At 58.2% G+C, this 12,940-nt stretch carries 9 protein-coding genes; 3 read left to right on the top strand and 6 right to left on the bottom strand.

Annotation, left to right across the window (positions count from 1 at the left end):
* The first annotated feature begins 651 nt into the window (after positions 1-651).
* On the top strand, positions 652-1,731 hold the full coding sequence (locus KHZ24_04480; protein MBS5450453.1) for a hypothetical protein: 1,080 nt from the start codon (positions 652-654) through the stop codon (positions 1,729-1,731).
* Between the two features lie 149 nt (positions 1,732-1,880).
* Positions 1,881-3,494, top strand: coding sequence for a hypothetical protein (locus tag KHZ24_04485; GenBank protein MBS5450454.1), 1,614 nt, complete (start codon positions 1,881-1,883; stop codon positions 3,492-3,494).
* Between the two features lie 184 nt (positions 3,495-3,678).
* Here KHZ24_04485 and KHZ24_04490 read toward each other — a convergent pair whose 3' ends face one another.
* The 4 genes from KHZ24_04490 to KHZ24_04505 all read right to left on the bottom strand — a co-directional run bounded on the left by KHZ24_04490 (position 3,679) and on the right by KHZ24_04505 (position 8,627).
* Entirely contained in the window at positions 3,679-5,019 is a 1,341-nt protein-coding gene (locus KHZ24_04490; protein ID MBS5450455.1) for a hypothetical protein, read from the bottom strand.
* Positions 5,000-6,319 carry an AAA family ATPase gene (locus KHZ24_04495; protein ID MBS5450456.1) on the bottom strand — a complete coding sequence of 440 codons (1,320 nt, stop codon included), beginning with the start codon at positions 6,317-6,319 and terminating at the stop codon, positions 5,000-5,002. The genes KHZ24_04490 and KHZ24_04495 overlap by 20 nt, the downstream gene beginning before the upstream one ends.
* 97 nt (positions 6,320-6,416) lie before the next feature.
* The gene (locus KHZ24_04500; protein ID MBS5450457.1) at positions 6,417-7,682 is read right to left on the bottom strand and encodes a PD-(D/E)XK nuclease family protein; all 1,266 of its coding nucleotides are present in this window, start codon (positions 7,680-7,682) and stop codon (positions 6,417-6,419) included.
* Between the two features lie 18 nt (positions 7,683-7,700).
* Complete coding sequence (locus tag KHZ24_04505) at positions 7,701-8,627, bottom strand: hypothetical protein (GenBank protein MBS5450458.1); 927 nt, start codon at positions 8,625-8,627, stop codon at positions 7,701-7,703.
* Between the two features lie 408 nt (positions 8,628-9,035).
* On the opposite strand from KHZ24_04505, the gene KHZ24_04510 reads away from it, so the two are divergent.
* Positions 9,036-9,209 (top strand): hypothetical protein, encoded by a 174-nt coding sequence (locus tag KHZ24_04510; GenBank protein ID MBS5450459.1) that lies wholly within the window; start codon positions 9,036-9,038, stop codon positions 9,207-9,209.
* Between the two features lie 9 nt (positions 9,210-9,218).
* Here KHZ24_04510 and KHZ24_04515 read toward each other — a convergent pair whose 3' ends face one another.
* A complete protein-coding gene (locus KHZ24_04515) occupies positions 9,219-10,661 on the bottom strand; it encodes an McrC family protein (GenBank protein MBS5450460.1) in 1,443 nt (480 codons plus the stop codon).
* A 1-nt stretch (position 10,662) separates the two neighbouring features.
* Positions 10,663-12,927, bottom strand: coding sequence for an AAA family ATPase (locus tag KHZ24_04520; GenBank protein MBS5450461.1), 2,265 nt, complete (start codon positions 12,925-12,927; stop codon positions 10,663-10,665).
* Positions 12,928-12,940 lie beyond the last annotated feature (13 nt).

Here is a 12,940-nt window from a genome sequence, read left to right on the forward strand (position 1 = left end):
AGCAGTAGAGACTATTGACATCAAGTTTGCGCGAGTGATATATTTGGACTAACAACATAGTAATAACTAGAGAATGCACAACAGAAGAAACGCAAGCTATTCGGCAAAGGAGGAGCAATGAACATTTCTATTCAGGAGTGGATGTATGAGACGCCGGCATCAGGGATGGGGCTGGCAGTCCTCGCCTATGTGGCCAGCGAGGCTCGCCCCGTCACCGCGTTCGATGTCTCACGCGCCTTCAGGCTCGGCAGACCCGAGGCGGGCTGGGAGCTGGAGGGCCTTGCGCGGGCGGGTTTGTTGGAGGCGACGCTGGACGAGGACGGCGCTGCTGGGTACGTGCTGCGTCCCGGTCTTGGGGAGGGCCCCTCGGGCGGGGCTCGGGTGAGTGGTCCCAGCCTGTCTCTCGTGGAGGGTGGTGCAGGTGATCCCGGGTCCGAACCCACCTACGGCGGGCTGTTTATCGCATCCGGAGGGTCATCACGCGAAGCTCCTCGTCGCAAGGGACTCCGCCTTGTGGCGCCGGCTGGGGATTCGGACGCCCTTGGAAGCTGGTGTGCGTAGCGGTTCTGTTTTGCGGAGCCACATTTCGACCCACCTGGGGCGGACCGACGCCCTGCGAGTATTGACCTATTTCTCGAAGGGAGATTTCTTATGAGTCACTACGTATTGCCGGATCCTTCCCTGCTGGAAAAGGGCGGGGCGGGACCGCACCTGCTCTCCACCGTGTCGAGCTTGTATGCGCCACGGGACCTCAGTTTATCCGGGAAACTGTCGCCTGTCCGACTTGGTGACGTGCTGCCCTTTGTTGACGGCGGTCCGCTCGACGTCGCCGTGGGCTTTGACTTTGACGGCAAGCCCGTTCACATTGATCTTGCTGAGCTGGGCAGTCTCCTGGTGTCTGGCACGACTGCCGCGGGGAAAACCACTATGCTCAGGTCGATTATCACGTCCATACTTATGCGGGCGACCCCTGATGAGGTGCGCCTCATCTTGGTGGACCCTAAGAAGGTCGAGCTTGGGGATTATGACGGCATCCCCCACCTTCTCGCGCCCCGGATTACCGACGCGCGTTGGGCCGTCTCTGTGCTGAGGTGGTGTGTCGCCGAGATGGATCGGCGCCTCAAGGTATTCGCCGACGCTGGCGTACGCGACTTGAGAGGCTACAACGATCTCGTGGACCGCGGCTCTCTCGGGGAGCGGGATTCCCCTCTGGAGCGCCTGCCCAGCATCGTTATGGTCGTTGACGAGCTGACCGACCTGATAATGTCGGCTCAGGAAGACGCCGAGACCTCAATTGTGCGGATTGCCCGGCTGGGTCGTACCGCCGGCGTACATCTGGTGCTGTCCAGCCAATCGGCACGCCCTGACATCGTTACGGAACCCATACTCGCTGGCTTCAGCTGCCACGTCGCCCTCAAGCGGCATAACAGTGTCGAATCTAAGCGCCTCATCGGACGTTCTGGTGCGGAGCTTCTGCGGATGCTCGGGGACATGCTGCTCTTGCTCCCAGGCCCAGACGAGGAACCGCGGCATGTCCAGGGGTGCTACCAATCTCAGGGGGAGATCCAAGCCGTCGTGGAACACTGGAGAGGACAGCCTGCCCCATGCTGCGATGCAGGAATGGCTCCATTGGATGAGCCAGATGTCTCTGGCGAGGAGGAACCGAGCAAGACGTGGCCCGGAAGATGGTCGGGTATTTGGAAGACTAGAGAGGAGACGACGTGCCGATGAAAGACGAACACCCAGAGGTTGTAGGCTCCGTGGACCCGGCAAGCCCGGTGTCGGACTCGAAAGCGCCCGATGCGTCGCAAGATGTGCAGCCGGATGCCGCCCAAGATCCTAGCGAGCATGCACCGAGCCCTCGGGCTCGTAAGCATCGCATGAGGGACTTCACGTGGGGCCTCGGATACTGGCTGCCTGACGTGCAGAAGGCGGTGCTCCCGGAAGAGCTGCGCTTTCCTGATATGCTCGAAGCGGCGGGGGCAACGCGCGGGGAGGGCATGGTGCCGCTCTCGTCTGCGATGCCGACCGCGCAGCTGCGCATCGACGCGTTTCTGCCTGGTCTCGACGCTCTGACCCGGAGGCGCTACCTGAGGTCGCGTGCGAATGCGTTTCGCGTGTACCCCGACGGGACGCTGCATCTTCTGACGCTCAAGCGGGGCGTGCTGAGGGTGCACGATGACGCAAGCGCTGAGGAGATGCTGGCGGTCTGTCGCGAGTTCGGGCTGCTCCCGGAGCTAGGCACACTCGGCGCTGGCGTCGAGATCCGTACGAATCAGGAGGCGCTTGCTTATGCGTGCATCGTGAGCATGGAGTTCCTGCACGAGTGGGATTACGACGAGATCGCTGCCTCCCTCTGGCCCGATGTCGCCGAGCTGCTGCGGGCCGGGCGCATTAGTCCGAGCGACGTTGTGGCGACCGAAGGGTATACCGACACCATGCGTTACCGCAACCGGGCGTCTGAGTGCCTGGCATATCGCGTGCTCATGGGCGCAGAGGCCGCGGAGCCTAAGGTTTGCCGGAGGCTTGTCGAGTGTCTTGCGGCTCTACACCGATTTGCGTGCGACGAGAACTTTGACATGGAGGGAGAGATGCTCGCTTGGAAGGACCTACTGATCGCTGCCTACGCGAAGCATCCGCTCATCTTCCGTGACACGATCTTGGCTCCCAACGAAATCCTCGGCTTCCACGACTACGGCGAGGATTACCAGAAGTCGTTCGATCGCTTCTACGGAGACCCCGCTCGCGCGATATTCGCGGCGCTTGAGGCGGGGAGCGAGCAAGCCGTGGAGGACGCGCTCGTGGCGTACGATCGCACCATGTTTCCGTGGAACTACGACATGGGCGGCCACCTGTTCCCCGGGGCGGGTGATGCAGGCAAGTGGGAGGATGGGTTCCGCCCTGACTATGACGAGTATTGGGAACACCCCGCAGACTCTTCGGAAGACGATGACGAGTGTTCGGATGAGGACGATGGGGACGCTGCCGAGGGCCCGAATGACGAACCTCCTGAGAAGGAGGAGGGGGCGAGACGTGCCGCTCCACCTCGCAGGAAGCTGGATCGCGATGAGATGGTGTTCCTTGCGCGGTGCCGTCTGATGACCGCTCGTCCTAACGGCTATGCTCTGTCGGAGGAAGATCCTTCCTGCGACCCACAATGGCTCACCGACTGCCGGCGCAGCATCGAGGCGCTGCACCAGCTGGCGGGTGAGGTCCTGCCGGCCTCGGCCACCGTCGACGCTGAGCTTCGTGCGTGGTGCAAGCCCCTCTTCCTGATGCTTGCCGAGCACGAGGACACGGTGATCGACGTGTGCTTCGACGAGGCGGAAGCGATCTCCCGTGGCCAGGAGGATGACATGCCTGGTGGGCTCGATTGCCGGCCCGCTGCCCAGGCGGTACTCGTGGCCCTGCGCTCCGGCGACCTGGATGCGCTGAGTACGGCCCTTGACGACTTGGAGGAGGCCGCCTATCCGCTGCCCCGCCGAGACGACTGACGGCGTTTGGCCGGCGCGGCTGCGTTCCTGGGAGGGCGCTCAAGGATGGCTGGCCTGATGCCCTGCATGGGCCCTCCATCCCCGGGTGCCATCAAGATTGGGATGGTACCCGGGGATGCGCGGGGCGGCATCTGACGATGCTCAGAAGAAGGTCCCACTCGAGATCATGCTCGTGGCGGATTTGTTATACCAAGAACTCCCCCTCGCTTTCCCGCATACGCTTCGCGAACTCTTTGAAGTCGCAATCGCCCGACGGTATCTGCAGCCCGCGCTTCTTGACGACAATGTCCTTCCGGGCTTCGACGTTCTCCTCGAAGGTGCTTCCCCTGTTCAGATGCAGGGTCACGTCTTGTGCTTTCTCTTTTTCCGGCGCGAATGGGTAGAGATAGTAGCCCGTCTTCGCGTCGAAGCGGAACATATAAGCCAGTAGCTGCTGGTAGTCGCGGCCTGATATGTTGCTGGCCGGTTTGTACTTCGCATCAGCGATCACCCGGACTTCACTGTCTCTGCCGATGAAGTCCGGGAAGATTAGCCCCTTCTCTCTGCTTTCTTCGCCCCAGAAGAGCTGCTGGCCGTTCCTCTCTTTCCCACGTCCCTTGTTTTTTGGGTGATAGAAGGCGTCTCTCATTAGAGTCGCCACGTACTCTTCCCAGAGCCACGCGCCGTCGAACAGCACGCCATATATCTGCTGGTCGCTCGTCCCGACCAGGTGCTTTCTATTTTGCAAGATCAGAAGACAGAGACGCTGTAGTGATCGATAGTCCCGGTAGTAGGCGTGGCGCACGGGATGTTTTCTGTTGGCCTCGATGACGCGTCGGGTATCGCGGGGAGAGAAGCCGGGTGTCAGCTTTTTGACAAGGGCCACTTCATCTCTGGCTCTGGAGAGCAAAGCCTCGCCATAGGTCCTTCCCCTGACAACCTCTATGGTGTGCCTCACGAGCTCCATCAGGTCATTGTCGTAGGACAGCTCCCTTTGGCTATAGGCGATCTTGCCGACGAAGGGAGTATTGCTTGCGATGTGCCTGGCAATGTCTATCGCACCGCGTACGTTGGCGTCGTTGTGCAGCCGTCTAACATACTCCTTGTAGGGGCCCTTTCGCATCGCTCGCTTCAGATAGCGGGGGAGCAACAGGGCTAGGTAGTCAAACAGGTTTCCGCTCAGGCTGGCGTCGGTTGGCAGGTCAATGATATTGGGAAGATCGAACACCCTGGCAATCATGTACTGCAGGAAGCTGTCGCGCCCGTCTTTGCCACTGAAGCGCGACGATATGACGAGACGTTCCTCCCCTAGGCCGAGGAATCCCATCACGTTTCCTGTGCGATAGTTGCCGTCTATGCTTTGGAGAACCTCTGCATTCCCCTCAAGATCTTCGGCGTTCCTTATCGCCTCCGGAAGTACAAAAACGCCGTCCTTCTCAAGCTGGCTGAGGGTTCTGTCCGCGACTGCTTGCGCAAGGTGAGGGATGCTGTCTAGGAACTCCTCCTTCTTTTTGCTGGAGTTGTCCTCAGTTCTCATTGGATGCACCGCTGTCACCTGTGGTGGGCTTCTTCTGTTTGGAGGAGAATGCCGCCTTGAATCCCTCCACGGCTTCTTCCGCGTCGGGCATTCCCTGGACGTAGTCCCTCAACAGCGGCTCGAGGTAGTCCTCCCAGAGCTCATTGGGCTTGAGTTCCTGCAACTTCTTGAAGTATGCTGCGCCTATCTGGTAGTTCCGACCCAGCTCACTGGTGTCTTTTATCGCCTTATTCAGGGATTTCATGCGATCAATGGCATCCTGATATTCCTTTGCATCCAAGCCCTTTAGTGCATCCAGGCAGCTGTCAGCTTCGAGCTCTATGAAGCGGAACCTGCGGCGCATGGCGAAGTCGAAGCTGTCCACGGAGCGGTCGATGTCGTTCATCGTGCCGATGATGTACACGTTCTCTGGGATGTAGAAGCGCTCGCTCAAGTCATCGTGCAGGTTGGAGTACTGGGTCGACACCGCGCCCGACTCACCGCGATAGCCCGGGTCGATCGAGAAGAACAGCTCGCCGAAGATCTTCGAGATCTCCCCGCGGTTAATCTCGTCGATGATGAAGACATAGGACTCGAGTTGAGGGATCGTGCCGGATGAGGTGCTCGCGGCGTGTTGCCGCTTCACGCGGCGCTTGCATATCTCATGGTACACGCCCCAATAATATGACCAACTGCTGTTCTGACGGTTTTTCCCAAAGAAGAGGGCAACTTCTCCGGGTCCTTCGAAATCCTTACCAGACTCGAGCATCCTGGGAATGTAAGATGTGAATAGAGTTTTTCGATTGGATGATGCGTTGTTAGGGATAAATACATGGATGAGTCGTTCGCCTACGTCAGTGATAACGAATTCTTTTCCCGTCTTTATCTTGAAAGGCGTTGATCCCAGCTCAATGCTTGAAAAGAACGAGCTCATCTCCTCCTGCGCGGACCGCTCTTTTGCCAGTTCGTTCGCGTCTTTGTGCGAGTCTTCCCAGTTCTTTCGGGCGCGATCGACAAAGCTCTTGAAGATGCCGTCACGCAGCTCGAAGCCCATAGACCCGTCGTCGTTCACCATCGGGCGCAGGCCCTCGACGAAGTCGGTGTAGTCATAGCTCGGGTGAAACTGCACGAACTCGATTCTTTCTTTTTGCTCGCTTGTGAGGTCCTCGTATTTCTCGCACGTGCCGTCGCTGACGATGTCTGCAGCTATCTGTTTTGCGAGATAGGACTTCCCGGTGCCGGGTGCCCCGTGAAAGATGACGTTCTTTGATTTACGTACTATAGTTGAGTAGTCATTAATAGTTTTTGGTTTATCCATAGGACTCTCCATTTTATTTCAATTCTGGGGGTATATATACGAGCCTTTTTGCCGGTACCCGTGCTCGCCTGGGGCTACCACAATGGCAAAGTCCCAGGCGAGTCCACCCCTAGAAGGTGATTCCGGCGACGCGGGCTGCGTACTCCTCGGGGAGCTTCGAGAACAAGTCGCGCTCGAAAGCTTTGAGCTGACTCAGGGCTTTGTCCAGGGAGGCGAAAACCTCGCCGTCCGTAAAGCCCTCTTCAAAGGACTTGTTCTGGGAGTAGTTCCAGTGCACCCTCCAAAGCCAGTTAGCCCCTTTCTTCGCCGACCCCTTCGTGGGGTAAAGGTCATTGATGGCCTCTGCAATTGCCTCCTGGTCCGATGGTAGCCCTTGATGATTGAGGGCCAATTTAATGCGCATCTTGGCGTTTCCCCGAGCACTGCCTCTCCCGCGCTCTATTTCGAAGAAGTAATGGTTGGCCGTTGACCAGCCGCTGTTTGCTTCCGGGCCATCGGGCAACAGCAGGGACATCTCGGGTGTGGTGAAGCGGGTGCAGGTCTTCACACATTTGTCCTCATTCAAGATGAGCTCGCCGGAGCGCTGCTTCTCCCGGGCCCACCTAACGCAGGCATCTGCAAGCTCGGAGATCGCGTCGGGCAGGTTCTCGTAGATCAGGTCAAGTGCCCGTCGGTGCCTCGCGTATATGTCCCTGCAGACCCTCGCAAGCTCCTCGTCCTCCAAGACATCCCTCCTTATCGTGTCGACGTAGTCGTCGATGAGCATGCGCGGTCCCTCGGCAAGCTCGGCCCCGTCGGTTGCCGATCCGATGATTCTCAGCACGTCCTCGTAGCTCATCGGGAACCACGTGTCGGGGTCTGAAGCTTCGGCACCCTCCGGGGAGAGATAGACGAAGCGTCGGCGGAAGCCTGGGTAGGCGTGCTCGATTGTCTTTCGATACCTATCAAGCTGGTTGTCGTGCTCCCCGGTGCCGATCTTGTTTTCGATGCACAGGACGTATTTTTGGGTTTCTGAGACGGCTAGGATGTCGATGCTCTGCCATTCGCGCAGTACCGCGAAGTCGCGACAGTCCATGAGCAGGTCATCGAAGGCCTCCGCGTCGGGCAGGGACTCTGCCACGTGGCGCACGAAGCCCTGCATGACCCGGTCACCCAGGCCGTGGTTCCCTTCGGGGTCCATGAGCCAGGCAAGGGCATTGCTGTGCCTGATCTCCACCCGGGAGATGCCGAGGACGTCGAACGTGTTGAAGCGCCTCGTCCATTTCGAAAGGCGATCGAGGCAGCCGATGTCCAGCAGGAAACGCCGGATACACTCCTCGTCCGTTCCCTGGGGATCGAGAGAAGCTGGGGCAGATTGATTGCCGCTTTCTAGCATAAGCCGCAGCCCTCTCTTCTAGGATTTATCCTTCGTCTGCTCCCCAAGAAGACGGTCGTACTCGTTGACGAGGTCGTGCAGGAACGCAGCTCCTGCCTCGGGATCGCTCGTGACGAAGGAATCGAACGGATAGGCGGTTTTGTCGCCATTATAATAAGTCGAGAGGAGCGCTCTGGGCTCCGAGTCGTCGGCCTCGGGGCTGCCCGGGGCTGCAGGTGCAACGCCTGGATGAGAGGGGAGCACGGCGCTGGTGGCCCGGATGCCGAGGTCTCGCGCGATGTCTGGTGGCGTTGGCTGGACCTGATCACTGAGCCCGAATTTTAACTCGTCAAATGCATTCAGCTGCCAGACGTTTCCCTCTCTGACTGTTATGGCTGCCGGATAGTACGAGTTGTGACGGCCCTTCAGGGCCCCGATGTCGAAAGGCGCCGGTCCTAACTTCTTCCCTATGGGCCGGGGATCGCCAGGGAAGAAACGGCGCAAGGCCTCGTGGGCGCGCTCCAACTGCGGGGCGTACCGGGCGATGGCCTCCATGACCTGTTCGCCCATCAGAGTATTTCCCGGGGTCCAGCCAAGGGAGCCATCTGCGTAGCGAAGCACGGGGGTCGGAAGATAGAGATAACTCTGGAGAGAATAGCTGTCCAAATCATCAAGATCATCGAGGGTGGCCTGATCGATCAAATCCGAAGCCTCGAATCTCATCTCGATGCAGCAGTCTGTTCCTTTGATTGGGGCCTGCAGGAGGAGATCCCCGTGGAGTCCGGTATCTCCTTTTCCCACGTCGAGATCACACTGCGAGACGTGCCAACCATCGTATTCGCTTTCTCCGAGGCGCGTCTCCAGTTCATCGACCTGTTGCCAGAGCTCTTCAATGTAGGAATTTACCTCATCGAGGGACTGCCGGATGGTGCTGAGCGCGCTCATTAGCGTCGACATGTATTGCATGGATACCCCCTCCTTCTCTGGTGTGATTATCCTCGCTCGTCGGCAGCGGGTGGATGGCTTTCGTATCAAGAAATACGTCTTTGATGACGGCGGCGCCTCTCCGACCGTAGCCTCGTGACGAGGCCTTCTGATATGGTGCGGGGCCGCCTACCCACAGCCCCGCGAGTTGGCTGACGGCACCTGGTCGACGCGACCGTGGCCCCAGGAGAGCACTCGCGACGCTCGTGATCCGCGGCATCCAAACTCGCTCGATAATCGAGTCCAAAATGCCTCGAAAATCGAGTGTGAATTACCTCGAAAATCTAGTATGAGCAGATAGTTGATGCTGACGGGCTTGAAGTCGACGCCATTATCGAGCTGAGGGATGGGCGTTGGGCGGGCATCGAGATCAAGCTGGGGGAGGAGAAAGTGCCGGATGGCATCGCAAATCTCAACCGGCTACGCAAGAAGGTCGCCGCGAACCCGGCGGCGCGCAATCCCCGCCCTGAGTTCATGGCCGTGGTGACGGCGACCTCCCCCTTCTGTCGCTATGATGCCGAGAATGACGTGTATGTGTTTCCGATTACCGCCCTGAGGGCATAGGGGAATCCGCTATGCCCTCAGCGAGTCTCTAATCCCTTCCAGGAGCTCCCCGATCGTTCCCCTTTGGTTACCTGGGCCACCTTTGGGTGCTGTCCCCGGCAGTATGGAGCTCTCGCTGTGGAGGGACAGGTCGAGCATGAAGACTCTAACGCGGAGCCCTCTGCCATCCGCCCCATCGCTGACGAACTTCTTCTGCCAGCCCGCCATAAGCCCTTGCGACTTTGGATATACCAGCACGACGTCGCTGACCTTGTAGCGCTTGCCATAGGCGTACATCTGATAGAGGTCGTTTCGCGACGGTTGCGGGTTGCTACCGTCTAGCCGCTTCCACTTGGTGTCAAGGACGACAGCAGGCTTCGGCTGGCCTCCCGCCTCTCGCTTCAGTATGACGATGTCAGGCGTCATCCTGATCCCGGCCCCGTCGCCTTCTTTTTTGTCGAAGAGATCCCGGACGGGCCCCTGTGTGCGGATCTCGATTGCCGACCCGTCGAGCGCCCCATTTTGCAAGGCCCGCCTCATGAGGTAGGGCACGTAGTCCTCGAAGACGCGCTCCATCGGGAAGAGTAGGGCTTCGCTGACTGTGGGGCCACTGAAAGCGGTGAATGAGCTACCCTCCAGGAAGATGCGCGCCCACTCAAGGGCCTGAGCGTAGTCGTCGAGGTTGCGATCTCGAACGCAGAGTGACGCCGCCTTGCGCCAGTCGGGCGTATCGTCCACGCCATCGAACATCGCCAGGAGCCTGCGGATACGCGTGCGGTTCTCGGAGCTCGTGCTCCTGTTGAGCAGCCGTGCGAGCGCCGCCTTGATGACGCGGTTCTCCGGGCGGTTGAGCCCAAACACGGCGTGGCGCACGAAACACCGCGACCGGTCGATGGGATTGGCCCGCAGGTCTTGCGCCACGAGGAGCCGACCGCGCAGAAAGCGCTCGTTAGAATCGCGCGGGGTGTACCCGGAGCGCAGGCCGCGCTGGGCGAGTCGTTCGACCTCCTCGACGAACATGCGGATGAACAGCTCGTAGAGCGGCATGCGATGGGAGAACAGCGACGAGCGCCCCAAGTGCTTGAACGAGGTGCCGCGCAGAGCTGCGAGCATGCGGATGAAGGCCTCTTTCGTTTGCTCGAGGCCGTCGCTTGAAGGGCGCTCGTTGCTGGCGGTTTCCAGGTCGAGCCCCGCTATCTTTGGCAGAATCTCGACGGTGAATCCGTTCTTTGTGGTGAGGACGCCCACGTAATTGCGCGCTTGGATCGAGCGCTGGCGTTCTGCCATGCCCAGGCGCATGATCTCGATGGGGTCCTCCGAGTCGACGTCTCGCTCTGCCGCTCGAAGGATGAAGTCATAGAGCTGGTTGAAGGCGTCTTCTTCCATGGACGTGCAGCCAGGACTCGGGCTGTCCTGGCTGCCGTCACTTACGAGCTTGTCGAACTCGCGGATTTGAATGAGGTTGCGAGGCATGTTATGCGTCCGCATCCTCGTCGCTGGCTTGGTTGCTCTCGTCGGCGGCTGCCTCGGGCTGGCGAGACCTATAGGGACCGAAGCTCTCGTAGATGCGCCGGAAGTCGCTTGCGGACCACGCATTGCCGTCCGTCCTGTCGATGACCTCGAAGCGCGCTCCGACGGTATCTGCCATGTTGTCGAGAATTCCGAGGTCGATCCCGAGGGACTCGCTCTCGTCATCTCCGATCTTGTGCACGAACTTCCCGTCCCTGTCGTTGAGTACGGCGCGGATGAGGTCGTAGTCCTCAAAGAAATAGTCCTGCAGCAGCGGGATGATCTTGCCTGCGAACGCCTGCCTGATGTCGCCGAGCGAGGCGACCTTCCAGAATAGGGAGTGGCCGAGCACGTGGTCGCGGTCGAGCAGCGCCTCGATGCGCGCATTCATTGCCTGGAGCATCCAGGGGACATCGACGCCATCGACAATGCCTTCGTTTCCGAGATGGTTGCGCAGGGCGTCATAGTCTGGGCCGACCTCCTCGAACGAGAAGCGCCGCCTGAACGCCGCGTCGAGCTTGGTGAGCGAACGGTCGGCCGTGTTCATCGTCGCGATGATGTGGACGTTGCCCGGGATGCCCCACCTCTGCTTGGAGTAGGGGAGCAGGACCGTGCGCTCGTCTTCGCCACCGAGCCGCTTGTCTTCTTCGAGCAGCGTAATAAGCTCGCCAAAGATGGCCGCCACATTTCCGCGATTCAGCTCGTCGATGATGAACACGTAGGCGTCGCTGGGGTGGTTGGCGGCTTTTTCACAGAAGGATTTGAAGACGCCGTCTTCTACTGCGTACGCGAGTGAATGGCTGTCGTCCGGGCTGGTACGTTCCCCGTCCGTAAGAACGGGGCGAATGCCTTCGACGAAGTCCTCATACGAGAACGATTGGTGGAACGACACAAAGCCGATGCGGCCTTCATCTTCGAGAGCTTTGTAGCGATCGGAAATCTCATCCCAGTCATCGGGCACGTCGCTGCCGATGATGCCGACGGCACGCCGTTTCGTTTGATACGTCTTTCCCGTCCCCGGCGCACCGAAAAGGACGGTGTTCAATGCAACGCTCGCATTGTTCTGGCGCATAGGCCGATCGATGACACTTGACTCTGGAGCGAGCCCTCCTCCTAGCTCATTCTGGATATGGAAAAACTGCTGCTCACTAATCTCGTCAAGAGTTATCCCTCGTCGGCCGAGATTGCCCATCGTTGAAACCTGAGAGTCATCCTTCAAGGTATTGAAAGGTACGGGATTGTTGAAATTTGCCAATCGCCTAAAATATAACGCGGATCCATCATACGGTTTGGTGGCTTGTAATACGGAACAGGCTGCCTTAATAGGCGTTGCCATATATGCAATAAAATAGTCACCTGTATTTATATGCTTAAAACAATCTATTTTTTTCAGGCTTTTTCCATTTTGTCTTTTGGTGTGAAAAATCATTTCCTCGTCAGTGGGGGACTGGCGGGGATCCCATTCTCTCGGGGAGAGGTTCAGGAACATATAACGAGGTGCGGAAGATACGTTGTTGCCGTCTTGCCTGGCGGCAGCATAAGCCCGCTCCGAGAGGTGGGGGATGTCGTCCTCAGCTAGTTTGTTTGACAAAAGAGCTTCTTGAATGCGATCTAGAGCATCAAGATACCGAGCGCCGCTGGATGAACTCCACTCGATATCAGGTATCAATGTTCTGAGCGGGCCGTACTCTTTGAGATTTCTATCAAGAGGAGGAAAAAAGTCGGGGCAAATATAGAACAAGCATTGCGGGAGATTGCTGTCCGCTACGCCCTTTATTTCAAGTGCGCGATCGTAATCTTTGTAAAAAGAATTCTTTTCTGAATCACCCTGGTTTTTACTCAGTCTCCGGGCAGACTTGAAAAGTTGCCAGAGGGCAGGGACGCTTTCCTCCTGGGAATCTGCATCTGCGAAGAGCCACCACGCATTGGCTGTGGGGAATCCGGGATAGGCGGATGGAATGTCTCCAGAAAGATTAAGTCTTGATTTTAGCTCTAGTAGTATACTTCTTCTTGTTCTATCATTATACCTAAATATCTGAATATAAAAAGAGAACGGATCCATGAGCGAAGGAAATAAACCGTTGTTTGTTTTTGGCCTCGCAGAGTCGGGGACAATGTTCGTCTTTATCTGTTCAAGTAATTCGATTAGCTTATCACTGCAGAATTCAAATTGAGTTAGTGATTCATTAATACTGCTAATTATATGGTAATTATGGTAATCAGGGCTCATTTGATGCCACCCT

The organism is Coriobacteriia bacterium (genome assembly GCA_018368455.1).
Classification (GTDB): domain Bacteria; phylum Actinomycetota; class Coriobacteriia; order Coriobacteriales; family UMGS124; genus JAGZEG01.

Excerpts from the sequence above, each read along its gene's own strand:
- KHZ24_04520 (MBS5450461.1), bottom strand. The coding sequence starts at position 12,927 with ATGAGCCCTGATTACCATAATTACCATATAATTAGCAGTATTAATGAA.
- KHZ24_04500 (MBS5450457.1), bottom strand. The coding sequence starts at position 7,682 with ATGCTAGAAAGCGGCAATCAATCTGCCCCAGCTTCTCTCGATCCCCAG.
- KHZ24_04495 (MBS5450456.1), bottom strand. The coding sequence starts at position 6,319 with ATGGAGAGTCCTATGGATAAACCAAAAACTATTAATGACTACTCAACT.
- KHZ24_04505 (MBS5450458.1), bottom strand. The coding sequence starts at position 8,627 with ATGCAATACATGTCGACGCTAATGAGCGCGCTCAGCACCATCCGGCAG.
- KHZ24_04515 (MBS5450460.1), bottom strand. The coding sequence starts at position 10,661 with ATGCCTCGCAACCTCATTCAAATCCGCGAGTTCGACAAGCTCGTAAGT.
- KHZ24_04485 (MBS5450454.1), top strand. The coding sequence starts at position 1,881 with ATGAGGGACTTCACGTGGGGCCTCGGATACTGGCTGCCTGACGTGCAG.
- KHZ24_04480 (MBS5450453.1), top strand. The coding sequence starts at position 652 with ATGAGTCACTACGTATTGCCGGATCCTTCCCTGCTGGAAAAGGGCGGG.